Origin of the sequence: Spirosoma agri (assembly GCF_010747415.1) — a bacterium.
GTDB lineage: Bacteria > Bacteroidota > Bacteroidia > Cytophagales > Spirosomataceae > Spirosoma > Spirosoma agri.
Map to the genome: position 1 here is coordinate 709,875 of NZ_JAAGNZ010000002.1, position 19,856 is coordinate 729,730.

The following is a 19,856-nucleotide window of genomic DNA, read 5'->3' on the forward strand; positions in this document are numbered from 1 at the left end:
CCCGTACGTGATCAGGGATTCGTGCCAATCCCCGGGTAAGCTCATGGTGGTCAATAATCAACTTCCAGATTAAGTACTTTGCGGAGTTCATGGAGGGCCGGATTTTTCTCCGCCATGTAATTGAACTTGTCCTGCGAACTGTAGATCATCTTCTTGACCTCCTGCACCGTGACGGTATGGTCAAGCTGTATGCGGCTGTTCTGAAGTTCGTTGCGCAAATACCCCAGCAGTTCTGGTTTGAGGTCGGTGAGGTAACCCACTTGCAACGTGTTGTCAAGCGTTATATGGATGGTCGTCCCATCGAGGGTTAATTCGCGGTTCAGCACCAACTGCTCGGTAGCCGAGTCATATTGGCTGTGTCGAATTTTGGCGAACGTCACCCATACATCCTGTAACTCTTCCTGGCTGAATGATTTATCGGGCCGGGCTGCTGTTGTGACAATAACCTCTTCGGCCGTATCGGCCACCGGCTGAAGAGGCCCGCTCGTTAGTGGTATCGTCGACCGGAGCCGACTGGTAGCCGGGCGCGCTGGCGGAGCCATTTTGGGTTTTAGTTGCGACTCTACCGGAGAGGGAGTAATAGTCGCTGTAGCTACGCTGTTGGCAGCATGAGCAGGCGCAGTCATTTCCGCAGCTATTGTGCCATTGCCACCGTTGGGGACAGGAGTAGTCCGGTAGGTACTCACGGGCTCACTCGTCATCGGATGGTGTTCGATCAGTTTGCCGACGCTAGTAGCTGACTGCTGCGAGGGGACGGGCGCTGGCTGGTTGTTTTTTTTTTCGTCTCCCGATAGATCGGCAGTTAAACGTTCCTGATGTTGTGAACCATTGACCGGAAACTCTGGCAACGCATCCCAGTTCAGCAGATTGCGCAAATTAGCCAGCTTCATCAACCAGAGTTCGGTATGCAGCCGCTGGTCTTTGGCCTGTTTGTAGTTCATATCGCACTGGCCGCCAAGACTTAACGCCGATAGTAAAAACGACATCGGAGCCCGCACCGACTGATCGAGGTATTGGCGCCGAACGTTTTCGGTCACCTGCAAGAGCTGAACTGTAGCGGCATCTTTACCAACCAGCAAATCGCGGAAGTGACGACACAGACCAACCACAAACTGGTGACCATCGAAGCCTTTACGCAGAATTTCGTCCACCGTCAACAGGCTTTGGGGCAGATTGCCCGCCAGCAGCAGGTCTGTCAGTTTGAAGTAATAATCGTAATCAAGAATGTGCAGGTTATCGAGCACCTCCTTATACCGAATGATTCGATCTGCTGCAAAAGTGACGTTCAGATCAAACATCGACAGCGCATCGCGCAGACCGCCATCGGCCTTTTGAGCGATCAGATCGAGCGCTTCGCTTTCGGCGGTGATCCCCTCTTTGGCGGCAATATCGGCCAGATGGCTGGCAATGTGTTGGGGCTGAATCCGGTTGAAATCGAAAATCTGGCAACGCGATAGAATCGTCGGCAGAATCTTGTGTTTTTCGGTCGTCGCCAGGATGAAAATAGCGTATGCCGGAGGCTCCTCCAGCGTTTTCAGGAACGCATTGAAAGCCGCCGACGAGAGCATGTGCACCTCGTCAATAATGTAGATTTTATATTTTCCTGATTGGGGCGGATACCGAACCTGATCGATTAGATTGCGGATGTCTTCAACGGAGTTGTTGGAAGCCGCATCCAGTTCGTGAATATTGAACGACGCGCTCTGGTTGAAGCTCACGCACGACTCACAGGTATCGCAGGCTTCGCCTTCGGCGGTCAGGTTTTGGCAATTGATTGTCTTGGCCAGAATACGGGCGCAGGTCGTCTTGCCGACGCCACGCGGGCCACAAAACAGAAACGCAGACGCTAAGTGATTGGTCTTGATTGCGTTCTTGAGTGTGGTGGTGATGTGCTCCTGTCCGACAACGGTGTCGAAGGTGGCGGGGCGGTACTTGCGGGCCGAGACCACGAAATTTTCCATACTCAAAGTTAACAAGGCGGGGGCGGATTTCAAACGAAGGATTGCTTCTGTTCCGTTCATTAATGCGGTCATGTGCCCCTATTTAGCAGGATGGCCGATTCGTTGCGTAATTAGCAAATGAGGCAGTAATCGGCCCGCCGTAGCGCAAATACGATTGTTTATGGGTTTATTTGTATTATTAGTGGCCCTACGTCGTCTTCTATGATCAATGCCTGGTGGCTTTCGAGGCTATTTATTTGTGTGTTCGGCATGCTGCTGGCAGGTTGTACCCAAAAGCCGCTGGCCGACCGTTCGCTGACCTTCTGGTGTTCCAATAATGCCGGGGAAATTGCGTTTGCGAAGGAATTTGTGCAGCAGTGGCAGCAACTACGACCCAATAAACCGCTGCGTTATCAGCCTATTCCGGAAGGGCAATCGAGCGAAGAAATCATTCTGGCATCGGTAGTCGGTAAAACCACCCCCGATATTTACGCCAACATGTGGCAGGGCAGTGTCGAGATGTACGCCAAAGCGGGGGTTCTGATTCCTCTGGATACACTGAAGGGGTTTTGGGAGTTTATTACGGCCCGTTGCGACAGTGCCGTAATCCGGGAGATCACCTCGTCGGACGGGCACATTTACCAGGTGCCGTGGAAGGTCAACCCAATCATGCTGGTCTGTAACACACACACGATCAGCGCATTGAACGGGGCAAAACCGCCTTATACGTACGCGGGTTACCTGGATGCGGGCCGGCAGTTGAGCCGTGATGCGAATGGCGACGGTTACGTCGATCAGTGGCTTGGCTACACGGAGGTCAAAGCGATCTGGTACGAGCGGTTGTTTAATTTTTATCCGCTTTATCTGGCCGCTTCCAACGGGGCTCCGCTGATTGCGCCGGACGCTACTGGTGATCTGCATGCCGCATTCAATAACCGCTACGCCGTTGACGTTTTCCGGTTTTTGCAGACCTTATACAAGGCTAATTATTTCGCCCGAGAACGGCTATCGGCCACCCGCGATCCGTTTCTGGCCCAACGCATTTCCACGCAGTTTACCGGCCCGTGGACAGTTGGGTTTCTTGAAAAATTTAAAGATGCCGGTTTCGACTACGACACGTACGCCATGCCCGTGCCCAATGACCATCGGGGGCCCGTTTACACATATGGTGACCCAAAAAACATCGTACTCTTCAACACCTGCCGCGACCCGCAGGCTGCCTGGGAATTCGTTAAAACATTGGTCGATAAACCCGGCGATCGACGGCTGATGGAATTGACAGGCCAGTTCCCCCGCCGAAAAAATGTCGATACCGATTCGTATTTTGCCAGTTTTCTGAGCAAGAATCCACGATTGCTGCCGTTTGCCCGGCAGACGCGCTACATTAAAGGTGTCGATAACTGCGAGGTGATCGTTGACGTATTCGACATTATTTCGCAGGAGTACGAGGCCTGTGTGCTTTTCAACAAAAAAACGCCCGAAGCCGCCATTCGCGATGCAGCCCGGGCGGTCGATGTATTACTAACGAGTGAACGGGCGAACGAATGAAAAAATGGATGCCTTACTTGCTCGTATCACCCTACATCCTGCATTTTGCGGTGTTTGTGGCGTTTCCGGTCGTATTTTCGGTGATACTGACATTCCATAGCTGGAACATTATTTCACCCATGAGGTACGTTGGACTCGCCAACTATGAGCATGTGCTGAAAGACCGGTTGTTCTGGCAGGCCGTCTGGAACACCCTTCGTTTTCTGCTGGTGCATATTCCGCTACAAATCGTACTGGCCTTGCTACTGGCCGAATTACTGAATCGAACAATTACTGGCGCGGCCTTTTTTCGGGCGGCTTTCTTTCTGCCTGTCATCGTATCGGGGGTGGTGGTCACGATTTTATGGCAGCAACTGCTCAGTTTTAATTCGGGAATACTGAACCGAATGCTCACCGCTATAGCCCTGCCGCGCGTGGCCTGGCTCGATGATCCGGCTATTGCCATGTACTCGATTGCGGCCATGGCCACCTGGAAAAACGTTGGGCTCTACGTCATTCTGTTCCTGGTCGGTCTGCAATCGGTGCCGATGCAATACTACGAAGCCGCCGATATTGAGGGGGCTTCCAGTTGGCAGAAGTTTCGGTATATCACATTACCCATGATCAACCCTACGATTTTTACGGTGGTCGTACTGTCAACAATCAGCGGTTTCTCGCTTTTTGTCGAACCTTACATTATGACGCAGGGCGGACCCATGAACACGACGCTTTCGGCGGTGATGTACATCTATAGACAAGCCTTTCAATATTACCATATGGGCTATTCGGCCACGCTGGGGTTTTGTTTTGCGCTGATCATTCTGTTTGTCGTCATCATTCAGCGACGCTATGTCGAACAGGAACTATAACGGCCTTTGCCACGCTGAACTATGAATCCGTTTATCCGGTATGCACTTCTTACGTTGGCAGCTCTGTCGTTCATCTACCCCTTTATCTGGATGGTGAGTGCGTCGCTGTCGTCGGAGAGTGGTTTGAGCGAACTGACGCTATTGCCGGTAGGCTTCACCTGGAGTAACTACGCGACAGTCTTTACGAAAATTCCGCTCGACCGGGCGTTTGTGAACAGTGCTTTCGTGGCCGTATTGACAACGGGACTGGTGCTTGTCTCGGGGGCGATGGTCGGTTATGCGCTGGCCCGTCTCGACTTCAGGGGGCGCAACGGCATTTTTTACCTGATCATTTTTACGATGACGTTGCCCTTCCAGATCACGCTTATCCCGAACTACATCACGATGGTCCGGTTTGGCTGGGTCGACACGTATCTGGCGCTCATCGTGCCGTTTGCGCTGAACTCCTTGTCCATTCTCCTGTTCCGGCAGGCATTCCAGAGCTTACCACAGGCGCTGATCGATGCCGCCCGAATGGATGGGGGCAATGAGTTGCGGATCATTTTTCAGATACTGGTGCCAAACATCCTGCCAACGGTGCTGACCATTACCATCCTGACCTTTATGGGACTCTGGAATGAAGCCTTGTGGCCCCTGATCGTGATCCGCGATGAATCGACGATGACCATGCCGCAACTGGTGACGTTGTTTTCGGTGGGTGGCCGGGCAGAAGGTCAGTTAGGGGTCAAAATTGCGGCAGCCGTCCTGCTGGCGATACCCATTGTGGTGTTGTACCTGTTTTTTCAAAAACACTTTATCCGGAGCATGGCGTCTTCGGGGTTGAAAGATTAAACCATGCGCTTCGTCATACTTCTACTACTTTCAGTCATCGCCACCGATCTTGCCGGGCAGCATTCGGTCGGGCAACGTCTTGCTGGACAGCGTTCTACTGCCCCACCTCCGGTTGGGAAACGCTACGTGAACGTTGCACACTTTAATCATCTGTATCAACCCTTTACCCTATCAAATGGTACTGAAGTCGGGACGGTTTACATTTACAGCGAAGCACCGGGCTATGGTCTCGTCGCCGATTCGGATGAGGGATTTACCTGCGTAGATGATGTGGCGCGGGCCGCTTTGTTTTTACGTCATGAACCGGACTTGCCGACAAATGGCGACAAGCAGGAGAAACTACGAAAAATGACCGAGATGGTGCTGCAACTTCAGGCGACGGAGCCGGATAGTGCTGCTGGTTATTTCTACAATTTTCTTCACAAGCGACCTTCGGAAACGATCAATAAAACGTTCAGAACCAGTATTGCCAGCCCTAATTTCTGGTCGTGGCGGGCATTTTGGTGTTTGTCGGAAGTGTATCCCTATTTTCTCGAAAAAGAGCCAAAACTGGCGGCCCGTATCGAGCTGGCGAACCAGAAGCTACTGAAGGTTATGCTGCGCGATTTTAGCCACAAACCGCGCACGTTTACGACGGTTCGGGGTGTTCAGGTGCCAACGTGGTTGCCCTTCGGTTCCGGCTCCGACCAGGCTGCGATCATGCTCCTGGGTCTGCTCAATGTCTACGAGCAGAACCCTACACCGGCTGTACTCGGCCTGATCGATCAGCTTGGCGACGGTATTGTGGCCATGCGGCAGGGCGGACCGGGTCAATTTCCGTACGGAGCCATGCTGAGTTTCGAAAATAACTGGCATGCTTACGCCAGTGATCAGGCCTATGCGTTACAGCGTGCCGGTAAAAGTCTCAACAAACCGGAGTGGCAGGCCGTTGCCCGGCAGGAAATCAATTATTTTTATCCGTATTTGATTGAACAGGGTTTCCTGGAATCGTTTGAGGTCATTCAAACGGGCGACGAGCGTCGACTGTTCAAGCGGAGTCAGTTTTCGCAGATTGCCTATGGCATTCGACCGATGGTGTGGGCCGCCCTCGAAGCGTACGACCAGACGAATGAAGTTAAATACGCGGATCTGGCCGGGCGGTTGGCGAGTTGGTTTCTAGGGAACAATGTAGCCAAAACACCCATGTATGACCCGGCAACGGGTAGGGGTTACGATGGTATCGTATCATCCGGAAAAATCAATCGCAATTCCGGAGCCGAATCGACAATCGAATCGCTATGGGCGTTTCAGCGACTGGAGCGTTACCCGGTAGCCGTTAAAGCAATGGAAAAATATAAGTAGAGACGTAATCCCTTACGTCTCCTGTGCGTCAGCAATAGTCATGCTACGCATCTCTGCGTCGTCAAATCTGATCGTACATATTGCTGACGCCTAGGAGACGTAACTACATTGCTGACGTACAAATTGCTGACGCACAGGAGACGTAAGGGATTACGTCTCTACAAAGAAGGAAATTATGGCAGAGGTTATACTACGTCACATTGCCAAAGCCTACGCAGGTGGGCCAAGGGTGATCAAAGACGTAACGATCGACGTGAAAGATCGCGAGTTTGTCGTGCTGGTTGGCCCATCGGGTTGCGGCAAATCGACATTGTTGCGCATGATTGCCGGACTGGAAGAAATTACCGACGGTGACTTACTGCTTGATGGGCAACGCATCAACGATCTGGCACCGAAAGACCGCGACATTGCGATGGTGTTTCAGAACTATGCGCTCTATCCGCACATGACCGTTTACGACAATATGGCGTTCGGGCTGAAGCTGCGCAACATGAGTAAGGACGACATCCGGCAACGGGTTACGCAGGCGGCTAACATGCTGGAAATAGAAACGCTGCTCGACCGAAAGCCCAAAGACATGTCGGGGGGACAACGCCAGCGGGTGGCCATTGGCCGGGCCATCGTGCGAAACCCCAAAGTGTTTCTGTTCGACGAACCATTGAGTAACCTCGACGCCAAACTACGGGGGCAAACCCGCATTGAGTTACAGAAACTCCACCGCGATCTTCAGGCCACAATGATTTACGTCACGCACGATCAGGTAGAGGCAATGACGCTCGGCGACCGCATTGTTGTGCTGCGCGGGGGCGATGTTATGCAATATGACACACCGCTGATGCTCTACAACCAGCCCGTGAATCTGTTTGTCGCCGGTTTTATCGGGACTCCTCCCATGAACTTTCTGCCCGGACGAATTACGAGGGAAGGGGGCACTGTCCGGTTTGAGAGCGTAGAAGGCACAGTTCAGGTTGCGCTCGAAACCGCTGGGAACACGCTTATGACGTCGCCTATTGGCCGCGAGGTGGTGATGGGTATTCGGGCCGAACAGATTCGGGTGCGGTTGGCTGACTTGCAGGAACGTAATTCGACTGGAATTAGAACGTCCATCGATGCCATAGAGCACATGGGTAGCGAAGTGCTGGCTTATTTTACCGTTGAGCGTCGGCGGTTCATTGCCAAGCTACCGGGAGATACGAAGCTGGAATTTGGCCAGTCCGTGTTCTTATCGTGGGACATCGGCAAGGTGCATTTTTTCGATGCGCAAACGGAGCAGGTGATTCGGTAATCGCTAGTTCGGGTAGCGTCGTAAGGTGAACAGCGCCACGCACATGGCGACGACGGTCAGGCCACCCGCCACTAAACCAATAGTTGGTGCCTGCACGTAAGTCAGCGCGTGACCCGTAAGGTATGATCCGGCAATATCGGACAAATTGACGAAGGCCATGTATGTCGTAAACTGTGATCCTTCGACGCCTGGCCGACAAATTGCCATCAGAACCGGCATAGCCGCTACACTGATACTTGGGTCCATAAAATACAGCGCTACCAGACCGGATTGAGACACTGAAGAATTGCTCCACAGGCTGTCGATAAGGTTGAAACTGATCAGGTAAACCGCTACCATCGACAGTACGATGAGCAGGAGACGACGCGGGCCAATACGATCCGCAATATAGCCCCCTGTCAGAGCCGCAACCGTGGCAACCAGCATCCCATACGTACCCGTCAGAAGCGACACAGATGTATCCGCCCAGCCAAGTTTTTGAATCAGGTGATAATTATACGCGCGTGAAAACAGACTGATACTCACATAGGCTGCGACTATAGCGCCGAATAATAACATACTCCGTTTAGCAAATAAGCCTTTGATCAGTTCCGTAAATAACCACCTGAAACTGGGGTCGGATAAGGATTGACGAGTGCCTGTTGTTGACGAAAGCGGTATTTTCGTTCTGGTTGAGAACGATGGTAAAAGCTGATCGTCGGGCCGTTCCCGAATGAAGAAGGTCAGAATGGTTAGGAGGAGCAGCAAAGCTGATTGAATCAGGGCCGCGCTGAAGAAACCATACGTGCGCAGGAGTTGCGAGAACAGAGCGGCTCCTACACCCGTGCCTATCAGAAAACCCCCGCGCATGAATGCGTTGACCCGACCCCGTTCGTCGCTCGGTATCACGGTGATAGCCATAGCATCGACGCTGGCATCCTGAATGGCGGCAAAAATACTGTGACTGAAAAATAACCACGCCAGTGTCTGTACCTGAGCGACTGGATCGTGCACGAACAAGATACCCAGCGACGCCAGAACCGCCATGGACTGTGCGCCGACCACCCAGGGTTTTCGGCGGCCCATTACTGACCGTTGATAGCGGTCGATAACAGGTCCCCACACGAATTGAAAAGCCCAGGGTAAGCCGACGATTGCGGCAAAGGAGCCAATGACGGACGGTTTTACCCCCTCGGCGGTCAGGTAGTTTGCCAGGGCTGTCAACGAAAATCCCGCCGGAATACCCTGCATGACGTATAAGTAAAAAAAGACCGCATAGCGCAATGGTCTGCTCTGGCTTAGCGTTAATGGGTACGAGGCTGCGGGCGCGGTGAGCATACGGTTATCTAGTAAACCAATTGACAAGGTCGGCTTAGTGGGTAGACGTGTATGACCCAGCGATCGCTAATAATGTTTAGCCATTCTCGAACTATCTTAAAAAAAATCCGTTATTCTATTGCAAGACCCGGATAATCTCTATAACATTGTCCGCGTTTTCAGCGCAAAAAACCAATGGCTAAGCTCGTTTACATACCGACCTTCTTCCATACTACGCCATTTCGGTTTAGGTCCGAAAGGACTACATCATTGTGTTTGCCTATGTGGTAAACGTCTTCCGCCATTTTTCTCGTTTTTTCATCTTAACAAACAGCACGGATTACGCCGTCTCCGTTTGCGGTTAACTAACCGCCCCATTAATCGACGATGATTACTCCCGAAATAGTCAACGACCAATACATTGTTCAGGTAGCCAATGAGAACCATCTTCGGCTGGCCGAAACAATTTGCCATGAAATGGAAGAGAGCGCGAAAGCCCGGGGAACCGGTATCGCCAAGCGCTCACCCATTTACGTCATGGAAAAAATGCTCGAAGGTAAGGCCATCATTGCGATGACGTTATCGGGCGACTGGGTTGGATTTTGTTACATCGAAACGTGGGAACACGGTAAGTTTGTCGCGAACTCCGGCCTTATTGTTCACCCTGAGCACCGCAAGAGTGGCATTGCCACGCGCATCAAAGCGAAAGCGTTCGAGCTGTCGCGGAAGATGTTTCCCAATGCGAAAATCATTGGTATAACGACTAGTCTGGCCGTTCTGAAAATTAACTCTGACCTTGGTTATCAGCCTGTAACGCTCAGTGAGCTACCGGGTGATGATGCTTTCTGGAAAGGGTGCCAGACCTGCGCCAATTTCGATATTCTGACCCGTACTAACCGGAAGCACTGCCTGTGCACAGGTATGCTCTATGATCCGGAAGAGCATAAGCAGGAAGAGAAAACGGAAAACTGGAATTTTCTGAAAGAGTCTTCACTATATGAGCGGTGGATGCGAATCAAGAATCGTATTTTACTTCGCCTGAGTCCCACTGATCGTTCGCGTTCCCGTAAGGCAAACCGTGAATTGGAGTCGGTGGCTTAACCATCAATAGATTCCAGTTTAAAGCCCTTGGTCTCAAAAGCCGAGGGCTTTTTTTGTGCCGTTAGGTTTAGTTAATCATCAATTTATGAGTTTATTATTTCTTGCTGTTTACTAATTTATATACTTTTTATTTATTTGAGTTTATATAAATTATTTATACATGAAACAGTTTTACATAGCTATTCTTTGTTTATTGGCGACGTTGTCTTCACAAGGCCAGATTATCACGCAGTGGAACTTCAATGCCGGTACAACGGTACCGTCTACGGGTTCGGGAGCCGTGACGGCAATTGGCGGAACAACGGGTGCCATTGCCAGCGGAACAGGAAGTTCTGATCCCGCCACTACAGCTGACCAGGCCTATAATCTGGATAATTTTCCGGTTCAGGGAACTGGCAGTAAAACGGCAGGGCTGGACGTTCAGGTGTCGACGGTCGGTAAGCAAAACATCAAGCTTTCGTTCGATCTCCGTTTCAGCACGGCCGCAGCCAACCTGGCTACTGTTCAGTACTCGACGGACGGCGGTACTACCTGGGTTGATTTCAGCACGGTTTCGGCGGCTGGTGGTAATAACTGGGTGAACAGCAACACGGTCGATTTCTCTTCGGTCACTGCGCTGAATAATAACGCCAATGCCCGCTTCCGTATCGTGTCTACGTTTAACAGCGGTAACACGTATGTACCCGCTGGTGGTGGCAACTATAGCACCGTCGGTACGTATCGCTTCGATATGGTAACCGTTCAGGGTGCGAACAGCGCAATGCCCGTTACGTACTATGCTTTCAATGCGCAATACACCTCATCGAAGACCGTGGCCGTGACCTGGTCGACGTCGACCGAGCAGAATAACGCTTATTTTGCCGTTGAACGAAGTGCCGACCTCGGTACATTTCAGACAATAGGTCGGATAGATGGCAAAGGGACCAGCTTCACGCAGCAGCATTACTCGTTGACTGATGAAACACCAATGGCAGGCTGGAACTACTACCGGCTTAAACAGGTAGATACCGACGGAAAAACGAGCTATTCCAAAGCGTTAGCCGTTTTCAATGAATACTCATCAGGCGTAAACGAACTGATTCTGTCACTTAATTTAGCTACCCATGATTTGTCTGTTCGCCTAAATGGCAATGCCGTACTCATCAATTGTATCATTTACACAATGCAGGGTCGTGTCGTGTTTCAGTCGAATGACGTAACGAACCCAATTAATGTATCCGGTTTGCCAGCAGGAATCTATATTCTGGAAGTGCAAACGAGCGACAACCGAGCGTTACGCCAGCGATTTCTGAAACTGTAACTCTTTGTTCCAATGGATTTCATACTGGTAAAATCCATTGAAGCAAGTACAAAAAAAGGCCTTCACGCGCGTGGAGGCCTTTTTTTGTACTTGCTTCGGTATTGTTATCGGTTTGTCGAGGGGGTTAGATTAACCGCTCTCGTACCTGTTCCGCCAACCAGACCTCGGGCAATGAACGTATAAAAACGACCCGCGTAGGGCTGTATGGTCAAGGTGGTCGTTCCAACAACGGTTGTCGTACCTGCCGCCCGAAGTTGAACCGGTACGGCGGTGGTGGCATACCCAATGGCCGGAATCGCCGTGAAGGTAGCCGCTCCTTTCAGTGGCGCAACGCCGGCGGCAACCACTACGCCGTTGATCGCGAGGTCGTAAGTAGCACTCGCATCCGCTCCCGACACCAGATTGATCAGCCGAACGTAGGCTTTCGTTGGATCGGCAGCCGTTAGATTATCGGTCAGGACCAGACTACTGTAGGTTGGCGATACGCCATAAAGAAAAACCGAGTAATACGTATCGGCCTGGGTCGTCAGATCGGTCGTTGCCAGCGTGGCATCCGTGGTCGCGGTAGTGCTGGCGGGCGCTACAATTTTCACTTTAACCGTGCCAGGCGTTACCGTCGCGTAGTCCTGATTCGGGAAGGAGTTGGTGTAACTTAACGGAGCCGCGACGGCAGGTGGTACGGTGTTCACGCCCGAAAACTTCTGGTCGTTCAGGTAAATATCAATCCCCGCAGCGTCGGGAGCTAGGTGGTAAAATTTCACGCGGGCACCCGATGCCGGCGCTACGGAGTTTAGAAAATTAGCTTCGTTACCACAAGCCAGCAGGAGCAGACCCAGGCCAAAAAGCAGCATTGATTTTAGACTATGTTTCATAATTGACGGGGCAACGGGTTTGTACCTGTCTTTGAGTTACTTGACTAAATGTCGGCTTCTTCGAGCCGACACCATGTAGTTTATTTCTGAATGAACCAGGGCTCAACGGTATGATAATCAAGCGCGTTACCACCGTATTTGTCCAGTGATGCCCGGTTCCAGACATACTCCGAGTTGTAGCGTGGCCGTACCCTATACGCTAGTTTTCCATTGTTATCGGGAAACAATTGCTCGGCGGTCGGCGGTGTAAAACCGGTGTAGACCGTCGATGAATAGCGATACCGGCGCAGATCGACCCAGCTTTCAATGACACCGTGTCCAACCAGCGCCAGGTATTTCTGAAGCATAACGTCACTGATTTTCAGATCACCCGTCGATTGCGCTACGGCTGCGCTGGCCAGGTACTTTGCCTTGTCGGCTGCCGACACGCCCGCATAATCGAGGGCCGCTCCGATACCTGCCTGATAGGCGCTCAGGGCCGTTGCCTTATCGCCTTTGATGAAAGCGGCTTCGGCCTTGATGAACTGAATTTCGGCATAGGTCAGGATCGGAAACGGTGCACCATCCCGGTAAACGTACTTACCCGGCGTCGTACCTACCACGACCAGATTGGGCAATTCACCCCAGACCGTTGGAATTCGCTTCGTGTTCCCGTTTACGTTATTTGGATCGCCCTGGGTCATTACCACACCCCGATAAACGCCATCGGGTGAGGGTGTGGTCAGAATTGACTGGCGAGGATCGATAACGCCCTTAAATACCCGACCGTCCAGCAGACTGACCAGAAAATCGGTTTGTCGGTACGTTCCCAAATTACTCCGCGACGGGCCGAAGAAATTGGCCAGCGCCGAGTTGCCGCCCGCCGTGAAGGGGACGTTGAAGTTGTCGGCATTGCTGGCCAGCGACTTGTTGCAGAAATCAATGACCGCGTCTGGATTATACGTGCTCTTGTTGCTGAGGTGATTTGCATTGCGGGCCAGTACGCCGTAAACGAACTTGATCCACTTACTGCGATCGCCGGCATAAACCAGATCACCCCGCGCCAACGATGCCTGCGAAACGGCACCATCCGTGCGATTCAGATCGGTCAGGGCGTTGTTCGCCAATTCCTTGACATAGGCATATACCTCTTCCTGCGTATCGTAATCGAATACGTACCGGTTTGGCTCGAACGCTTGTTTCAGGATGATTTCGCCGTGGTAGTCGGTGGTTGTCTGCCAGCTCCAGGCGAACATGGCTTTGGCAACCCCACTATAATCCCACTTCTGTTTAGCGTTAGCGTCATCCAGGACGAGCCGAATATTCTCACCCAGATTCCAGTAATGCATACGCCAGATAAGGCCCGCATTGTCAGAACCCGCGTTGTAGCCCATCCGATCCCAGGTGTCGTTGGCGGTGGCTTCGCCCCAGTTCTGAATGTATTTCCCGATAAAGCGAGAATCGAACTGTTCGCCGAAAGCCATCTGCGCAACCATCGGCGGTAGCAGAACGTAGCCCTCCGCCACCTGCGGGTTCGACGGGTCACGGTTTATGTCGAGGTATTTTTCGCAGCTACTTAGCGTAAACAAGCCCAGCAGCAGCGTGAGAAAAGTAAATCGTTTCATTGCTATAAAGAAGTTTATGACGTTGGGAAAGAATCCCATTTCCTAGAATCCAATGCGGAAACCTGCCGACAACCCACGGGGAACCGACAGCGTACCGTAGTCGATACCGCCCGCACCGACGCCACCCGACGTAGCGGTTGTTCCGTTCACGTTCGGATCGGCTCCGGTGTAATTTGTGAGTAGAAACAGGTCTGTACCATTCACGAACACACTGGCTTGTTTGAAAACCTTTGTCCGGCTCAATACCGATGCGGGCAACACATAACTGATCGTGACATCGCGCAGCCGTAGCCAGTTGATGTCTTTCTCCACAAATTCGGACTCAGGAATCGACGTGTAATAATCGGTCGAGCGAAGTGATGGAATGACCTGGATCGTATTGGCCGTTGGGGTGCTGCTGTCCTCTTTGCCATCCCGCAAAACACCTTTGAAGGTTACCGGCGTATCGCGGTCGAGCGAACGTTTGCTCAGACCATTACGCCACAGATACATTGCCGTACCGTTGAACACATCGCCCCCTTTCCGGATATCGAGCAGGAAGGACAGGCTCAGCGATTTGTACCGGAATGAGTTCGTTAATCCAATCGTAAAATCAGGGTTCCGGTCACCGATGGGCAGGAAGTTGTTATTCGTAATGGGCAGCCCGTTGGTGGGGTTGATCAGAATGTCGCCGTTCTGATTACGGGCGTAACTGTATCCGCCAATGGCCGTTGCCGAGCCGCTGCCCCGCTGGTAGTAATCGAAGTTGTAGCTCCGGTAGGCCGTATTGGTGCTTGGGAAATAGGACTGAAGGTTACTCACGAACGCGCTGGAACGGGCGTTGAGATACACCCAGGTGTCGGAGTTGTAGTATTCCGGAACGTCGGCGGGGAGGTTTTTGACATCCGTTTTCAACTTCGAGAAGTTCAGGATCACATCCCAGCCAAAATCGGCTTTCTTAACCGGCGACCCTTTCAGTTGAAGTTCGACACCCTGGTTATTGAACGTACCCCCGTTCAACAGACCGAAAATATAGCCGGTGCCATAGCTGAGCCGCTGGGTCACGATTTGCTGCGACAGGGTCTTGTTGTAATAGGCAAAGTCGAGTCCTAGCCGACCGCCCCAGAACATCAGCTCCGTACCCAGTTCGTAGCTTTCGCCCCGTTCCGGTTTCAGGTTCGGATTGCTGCCGTAGAAATCATAAGCAAACCCACCACCGGTTGAGGTTTGTGGCACCAGCGTCGCATTCACTTTATAAGGTGGCGCATCCCGTCCGGTTTGTCCGTAGCTGGCCCGCAGTTTGCCGTAATAGAACAGCGGTCCCCGGTTCTTTAGCCCCGGCAGATCGGAGAAATTGAACGCCAGCGAAGCCGCCGGGTAGAAGAAGCTCCGGTTGGCCGCAGGCAGTGTCGATGACCAGTCGTTCCGGCCCGTTAGGGTCAGAATCAGTAACTCGTCGTAGTTCAGCGTCAGGCTTCCCAGCACACTCTGCAACCGCTGCATGGTCTGCGTGTATTTGTTGCGTTGCGTGGTTGGGTCCGTGTTGTTGGTCGAATTGAAATCGGGCAGATACAGTTTCTCGCCGTAGGCCGTCGTGACCTTGTAGTTCCGGTCATCGATGGTTGTACCCAGCAACAGCGACGTGCTTAATTTGCCGAATGTTTTCTTCACCGTAGCCAGCAGGTTTCCGTTCAGTAACTGACTGTTTTCGAGCGCGTTTTCGACCGACCCTCGTGTGGAGTAGCCGCCCAGCGTTACGTCCGTTCCCTGCCACGATTCGGGGCTCAGGAAGAGATTGCTCTGGGTCGAATAAATGTCCGCGCCAAACCGGCCCGTCAGGCTCAACCACGATGCCGGATTGTAGTTCAACTGGAAATTGGTGATCGTACGGTTCGTAATGTCGCCACTCTTGTTTTTGTTGATCGAGAAGAATGGGTTGTCGGGTTCCTGCTGGTTGATACTGCCCAACAGAATCCGGCGCGTCCCGTCCGGATTGAGGTAATTGGTAATGTCGTCGTTGGCGGGCCAGCTCAGTAAGCCGAGCAGAAACCCGTTGTTACCGCGAATAGCTTTGTCAACCTTCGTGTTGACGTAGTTGAACGAGGTCATTACATCCAGCTTGGGGCTGATTTTTGCCGTTCCCGTCAGGCGCACGGACAGCCGCTTGTAGCCCGTTGACGGTACGACACCTGACTGGTTGGTGTAGTTGGTCGATAGCCGATAGGTAGCATTGTCGCTTCCGCCTTCGATGCCCAAATTGTGGACCTGCGTAAATCCTTTCTTGAAAAAGCTGCGAACATTGTCATAAATCGGTACATCGGCCCCGTATTTAGGTCCGAAATAGGTGATCGCATTGGCATTCGAAAAGCCTTGCGTACCCCGTCCATAGGTCGTTTGGGCTTCCGGAAACCGATAGGTCTCCGTGCTCTGAAACCGGTTGTCATACGTTACACGACCGGGACCTTTTCCGCCTTTTTTTGTCGTGATCACAATCGCACCCGACGACGCATCGATGCCGTAGAGGGCAGCTGCTTCGGGACCTTTCAGAACCGTAATGCTTTCAATGTCATTGGGGTTGATGTCGGCAGCGCGGTTCAGGTAGTCATTGTCACGGTTTGGCCGGTTCGATACCAGTGCGCCCTGATTGAAGGTACGGTTATCGATCGGTAACCCATCGACAACGAATAGTGGCTGGTTATTCCCGCCGATCGAGCTGGCTCCGCGTAACTGAATCGAGGCCGATGCGCCCGGCGTACCGGAGGTCGTCGTCATGGTCAGACCGGCAACGCGGCCCTGCATCCCGACCAGAAAATTGTCGCGCTGGGCATTGGCAATGTCGGCCCCTTTTACCTCGCCTACCGAATAGCCAAGCGTTCGCTTTTCCTGCCGGATACCGAGCGCCGTTACAACGACTTCATTCAACTCGGAGGATGATTCGACCAGGGTAATATTGAGCTGGCTTTGGGTGCCGACTTCGACGGTCTGGCTGATCATACCGATCAGGCTGACAACCAGTGATGCGTTTTGGTTAACGGCAATTTTGAAATTCCCGTTGCCATCCGTTGTGGTTCCCCGGCTTGTGCCTTTAACCTGGACATTGGCACCCGGCAAGACCCCGCCATCGGTAGCTGAGGTGACTTTGCCCGTGATCACACGATCCTGAGCATAGGTCTCTGTCAGCGCAGATAACCCAATCAACAGCAGAATTAAGCTGCGTAGAACTGATTGCATAAGCAGAAATGGTTAAGAAAATGATAAGGAAAACTAGGTCAAAATTGTCTTAAAAAAAGCAAACACGCAACTCGACGAACTGAATTATGCAGTGAAGCGATTTTTTTGAATTATAGCGGTATAAAATAGATTTATAGTTTTAGCTTATATTTCGTATTTGTGTAATTAGTTAGAATTTATAGCTGTTTATATGGTTTTTATCAAAATAATATTTGACAATTAAAGTAAGTACTTATCTTTGTTGTGTTAGCCGTAGGCGTAATGGCTTGATCTTCACACACCAGTTATTGGTCAGATGCAGGCGGGCCGTAATCGCTTACTCAAAACAGGTATTTGCACATCGCTTCAACATCCCTTTTGTTTTACCATCAACGCTCATCTATGTCAATCAATCGTCGTGACTGGCTCCGTACCAGTATGTTATCTGGTTTGAGCCTGGCTGCTGCCCCGGCTGCTTTTTGCGAACCGGAACCAGAAATGCCAGCAGGTTTCAAGGGGTTTAAAGGCGGTCCGCTGAAGGCGCGTCTTTCGGCCAACGAAAATCCGTACGGCCCTTCGCCAAAGGCGCTCAAAACCATCACGGAGGCTGCCCCCGACGGGTATCTGTACGCGATGGAGTATGCCCGGCAGTTCCGCAAGCAGGTTGCTGAAACGGAAGGCGTTCCCGAAGATCACATTCTTTTGGGAGCTGGTTCTGGTGAGTTGCTGACGGCGGCTTCGCTCTGGGCCGCGTATCGCCCAAACGCCGGACGTACGATCGTTGCCCCTGATCCGACGTTTGATGCGTTGCCAAGGGCCGCCGTTAAACACGGTATCACGATGGACAAGGTGCCACTCGTGGCGGCAGATGGCTACGATATTAACCTGAACAAACTCAACGAACGGGTTGGAAGCCAGACAGGAATGGTTTACCTCTGTAATCCGAACAACCCAACGGCCATCACGGTTGATCCGGCCAAACTGCGGGCTTTTTGCGAAGCGGTAGGAGCCAAGACGCCAATTCTGGTCGATGAAGCCTATATTGACTACACGCCCGATCCAAAAGCCTACTCGATGGTCGATATGGTTAAGAAGGGCAGTAACGTCATCATAACCAAGACATTCTCGAAAGTACACGGTTTCGCGGGACTGCGGACGGGCTATATGATTGCCAAGCCTGAACTGCTGGAACAGATCAGCAAGTTTGCTACCGGTGGCGGCTGCCTAAGCATGACCACACTGCGGGCGGCTATGGTAAGTTTACAGGACAAGGATTTTATTAAGTTCTCACTCGGCAAAACGCAGGAGTCGAAAGATTATCTGCACGGTGTACTGAAGCAACACAATTACGAGCCGCTACCATCGGGAGCAAACTTCGTGATGTTCCCGATTCGGATGAAAGGGGAGGACTTCGTAACGCGTATGATGGAGCAGGGCGTGAGCATTCGCCAGTGGAAATTCGATGGTCAGTACTGGTGCCGCGTTAGCCTGGGTACAATGCCTCAGATGCAGGCATTCGCCGATGGGTTAAAGCTGGTTTCGTAAGTGATTGTCCAGTTTCGCAAAAAGGGGTAAATCAGCCGATATTGACTGATTTACCCCTTTTCCTTTTATCGCTTCACCGACTACCGCACCGCTCTTGAAAAATGGATTGCAGTGATCGGTAAACCCTTTACTAGTACTTATAATCGATACCCATTTTCTTCGCCATATCCGAGAACACCTGCGGATCGAAGTCTTCGGCACCAGGCGCGTTGAGCTGAGGCTCTTCATCCAGATCGGGCGGTGTATAGCCGGGAATCGCTCCCTCAACGACTACGCATTCCTGTCCGTCGTCCGGGTGCGGGCCGTTCCAGATCAAACCCGCCTGTTTGTAATCATTCTGGCTGAACGTGTACAACTTAAGGTGCATCTTCTCATCCATGAACTTCTTAGCCTCCGGAAAAGCGTCGTTGCTCAGGTTCGGAATCGGTAGCAATTTCGTTACTTCAACGCCCGTTAGTTTTTCCAGCGCTTTGGCGTAAGCTACTACGTGCAGCCCACCGCGTACGAGCAGGTAACCGACCATTGTACGGGCCGTTGGCGTATCGACCATTTCATACACCCGCATCTTGTTGGCCCGCGCTCCGCACTCCAGGAAGAAGTTATGAAGCAGATCGAGTTTCAGGTTGCCACTGCTAAAAACGTTTTCGCCCGTCCAGAAGCGACCCATCGAATCCATCGGCAGGGCCGACTGACCACTGGCAATAAAATGGCTCGTGTTACGGACATCGACGGCACTGGCCAATGGCGTGGTCGTTGGGTCAAAACCGCGTTTGCTGGTACCAGATAGCAACAGATTTGTGGTGTAGGCTACTACTTCAACGTGGCCATATTCTTCACCCGCAATGCTACAGATCAAATCGTAGAAAGGCCGTAGCTTCTTGCGTCCACGGAAATTAAACGACTGAAAAGTGTAGTTCATCAGGGTTGACATCTCGCCGAACTTGCCACCCAGCAATTCTTGAACAGCTGCGGCATTGTTCGCCGAAGGATTATTGGGAACTGGTAGCTCGATAGGGAGCTGGTCCATTTTTAGAATCATAATCTTGTGGTTTAGTTGAAGTGAGTTGAAACTCTACTGCCACAGGGATTACATACTACGAGAAACTATGTTCAGTTAAAGAGAGTAATTAAAAAGGCTACGGCCCGTTTACACTCA

The 19,856-nt window shown here is 51.9% G+C and carries 14 protein-coding genes; 8 read left to right on the top strand and 6 right to left on the bottom strand.

Features of this window, described 5'->3' with window-relative positions; translation table 11 throughout:
• Nucleotides 1–50 precede the first annotated feature (50 nt).
• On the bottom strand, nucleotides 51–1,961 hold the full coding sequence (locus GK091_RS19650) for a DNA polymerase III subunit gamma/tau (RefSeq protein ID WP_164041588.1): 1,911 nt from the start codon (nucleotides 1,959–1,961) through the stop codon (nucleotides 51–53).
• 201 nt (nucleotides 1,962–2,162) lie between these two features.
• On the opposite strand from GK091_RS19650, the gene GK091_RS19655 reads away from it, so the two are divergent.
• From GK091_RS19655 to GK091_RS19675, 5 genes are all read left to right on the top strand, one after another.
• A complete protein-coding gene (locus GK091_RS19655; RefSeq protein ID WP_164041589.1) occupies nucleotides 2,163–3,488 on the top strand; it encodes an extracellular solute-binding protein in 1,326 nt (441 codons plus the stop codon).
• Nucleotides 3,485–4,336 (top strand): carbohydrate ABC transporter permease, encoded by an 852-nt coding sequence (locus GK091_RS19660; RefSeq protein WP_164041590.1) that lies wholly within the window; start codon nucleotides 3,485–3,487, stop codon nucleotides 4,334–4,336. Before GK091_RS19655 ends, GK091_RS19660 begins: the two co-directional genes overlap by 4 nt.
• A gap of 21 nt (nucleotides 4,337–4,357) precedes the next feature.
• Nucleotides 4,358–5,167: a carbohydrate ABC transporter permease gene (locus GK091_RS19665; RefSeq protein WP_164041591.1), complete on the top strand. Its 810-nt coding sequence runs from the start codon at nucleotides 4,358–4,360 to the stop codon at nucleotides 5,165–5,167.
• A 3-nt stretch (nucleotides 5,168–5,170) separates the two neighbouring features.
• Complete coding sequence (locus GK091_RS19670; protein WP_164041592.1) at nucleotides 5,171–6,508, top strand: hypothetical protein; 1,338 nt, start codon at nucleotides 5,171–5,173, stop codon at nucleotides 6,506–6,508.
• Between the two features lie 175 nt (nucleotides 6,509–6,683).
• The gene (locus tag GK091_RS19675) at nucleotides 6,684–7,793 is read left to right on the top strand and encodes an ABC transporter ATP-binding protein (RefSeq protein WP_164041593.1); all 1,110 of its coding nucleotides are present in this window, start codon (nucleotides 6,684–6,686) and stop codon (nucleotides 7,791–7,793) included.
• Nucleotides 7,794–7,796: 3 nt separating this feature from the next.
• On the opposite strand, the gene GK091_RS19680 is transcribed toward GK091_RS19675, so the two are convergent.
• Nucleotides 7,797–9,110 carry an MFS transporter gene (locus GK091_RS19680; RefSeq protein WP_164041594.1) on the bottom strand — a complete coding sequence of 438 codons (1,314 nt, stop codon included), beginning with the start codon at nucleotides 9,108–9,110 and terminating at the stop codon, nucleotides 7,797–7,799.
• 366 nt (nucleotides 9,111–9,476) lie between these two features.
• Here GK091_RS19680 and GK091_RS19685 point away from each other — a divergent pair, with 366 nt between their 5' ends.
• Together GK091_RS19685 and GK091_RS19690 are read left to right on the top strand one after the other, a co-directional pair.
• A complete protein-coding gene (locus GK091_RS19685) occupies nucleotides 9,477–10,190 on the top strand; it encodes a GNAT family N-acetyltransferase (RefSeq protein ID WP_164041595.1) in 714 nt (237 codons plus the stop codon).
• A 160-nt stretch (nucleotides 10,191–10,350) separates the two neighbouring features.
• Complete coding sequence (locus GK091_RS19690; RefSeq protein ID WP_164041596.1) at nucleotides 10,351–11,490, top strand: T9SS type A sorting domain-containing protein; 1,140 nt, start codon at nucleotides 10,351–10,353, stop codon at nucleotides 11,488–11,490.
• Nucleotides 11,491–11,594: 104 nt separating this feature from the next.
• Here GK091_RS19690 and GK091_RS19695 read toward each other — a convergent pair whose 3' ends face one another.
• The 3 genes from GK091_RS19695 to GK091_RS19705 all read right to left on the bottom strand — a co-directional run bounded on the left by GK091_RS19695 (nucleotide 11,595) and on the right by GK091_RS19705 (nucleotide 17,176).
• Nucleotides 11,595–12,362 (bottom strand): DUF4397 domain-containing protein, encoded by a 768-nt coding sequence (locus tag GK091_RS19695; protein ID WP_164041597.1) that lies wholly within the window; start codon nucleotides 12,360–12,362, stop codon nucleotides 11,595–11,597.
• 80 nt (nucleotides 12,363–12,442) lie between these two features.
• Nucleotides 12,443–13,966, bottom strand: coding sequence for a SusD/RagB family nutrient-binding outer membrane lipoprotein (locus GK091_RS19700; RefSeq protein WP_164041598.1), 1,524 nt, complete (start codon nucleotides 13,964–13,966; stop codon nucleotides 12,443–12,445).
• Between the two features lie 42 nt (nucleotides 13,967–14,008).
• Nucleotides 14,009–17,176, bottom strand: a complete 3,168-nt coding sequence (locus tag GK091_RS19705; RefSeq protein WP_164041599.1) for a SusC/RagA family TonB-linked outer membrane protein — start codon at nucleotides 17,174–17,176, stop codon at nucleotides 14,009–14,011.
• A gap of 381 nt (nucleotides 17,177–17,557) precedes the next feature.
• On the opposite strand from GK091_RS19705, the gene GK091_RS19710 reads away from it, so the two are divergent.
• Nucleotides 17,558–18,700, top strand: coding sequence for a pyridoxal phosphate-dependent aminotransferase (locus GK091_RS19710; RefSeq protein WP_164041600.1), 1,143 nt, complete (start codon nucleotides 17,558–17,560; stop codon nucleotides 18,698–18,700).
• A 130-nt stretch (nucleotides 18,701–18,830) separates the two neighbouring features.
• Here the strand turns inward: GK091_RS19710 and GK091_RS19715 are convergent, their stop codons facing one another.
• Nucleotides 18,831–19,739 carry a manganese catalase family protein gene (locus tag GK091_RS19715; RefSeq protein WP_164041601.1) on the bottom strand — a complete coding sequence of 303 codons (909 nt, stop codon included), beginning with the start codon at nucleotides 19,737–19,739 and terminating at the stop codon, nucleotides 18,831–18,833.
• Nucleotides 19,740–19,856: the final 117 nt, after the last annotated feature.

What these genes read in the sequence shown, in the direction of transcription:
- GK091_RS19650 (WP_164041588.1), bottom strand. Translation starts at nt 1,961, where the DNA reads ATGGAAAATTTCGTGGTCTCGGCCCGCAAGTACCGCCCCGCCACCTTC.
- GK091_RS19655 (WP_164041589.1), top strand. Translation starts at nt 2,163, where the DNA reads ATGATCAATGCCTGGTGGCTTTCGAGGCTATTTATTTGTGTGTTCGGC.
- GK091_RS19660 (WP_164041590.1), top strand. Translation starts at nt 3,485, where the DNA reads ATGAAAAAATGGATGCCTTACTTGCTCGTATCACCCTACATCCTGCAT.
- GK091_RS19665 (WP_164041591.1), top strand. Translation starts at nt 4,358, where the DNA reads ATGAATCCGTTTATCCGGTATGCACTTCTTACGTTGGCAGCTCTGTCG.
- GK091_RS19670 (WP_164041592.1), top strand. Translation starts at nt 5,171, where the DNA reads ATGCGCTTCGTCATACTTCTACTACTTTCAGTCATCGCCACCGATCTT.
- GK091_RS19675 (WP_164041593.1), top strand. Translation starts at nt 6,684, where the DNA reads ATGGCAGAGGTTATACTACGTCACATTGCCAAAGCCTACGCAGGTGGG.
- GK091_RS19680 (WP_164041594.1), bottom strand. Translation starts at nt 9,110, where the DNA reads ATGCTCACCGCGCCCGCAGCCTCGTACCCATTAACGCTAAGCCAGAGC.
- GK091_RS19685 (WP_164041595.1), top strand. Translation starts at nt 9,477, where the DNA reads ATGATTACTCCCGAAATAGTCAACGACCAATACATTGTTCAGGTAGCC.
- GK091_RS19690 (WP_164041596.1), top strand. Translation starts at nt 10,351, where the DNA reads ATGAAACAGTTTTACATAGCTATTCTTTGTTTATTGGCGACGTTGTCT.
- GK091_RS19695 (WP_164041597.1), bottom strand. Translation starts at nt 12,362, where the DNA reads ATGAAACATAGTCTAAAATCAATGCTGCTTTTTGGCCTGGGTCTGCTC.
- GK091_RS19700 (WP_164041598.1), bottom strand. Translation starts at nt 13,966, where the DNA reads ATGAAACGATTTACTTTTCTCACGCTGCTGCTGGGCTTGTTTACGCTA.
- GK091_RS19705 (WP_164041599.1), bottom strand. Translation starts at nt 17,176, where the DNA reads ATGCAATCAGTTCTACGCAGCTTAATTCTGCTGTTGATTGGGTTATCT.
- GK091_RS19710 (WP_164041600.1), top strand. Translation starts at nt 17,558, where the DNA reads ATGTCAATCAATCGTCGTGACTGGCTCCGTACCAGTATGTTATCTGGT.
- GK091_RS19715 (WP_164041601.1), bottom strand. Translation starts at nt 19,739, where the DNA reads ATGATTCTAAAAATGGACCAGCTCCCTATCGAGCTACCAGTTCCCAAT.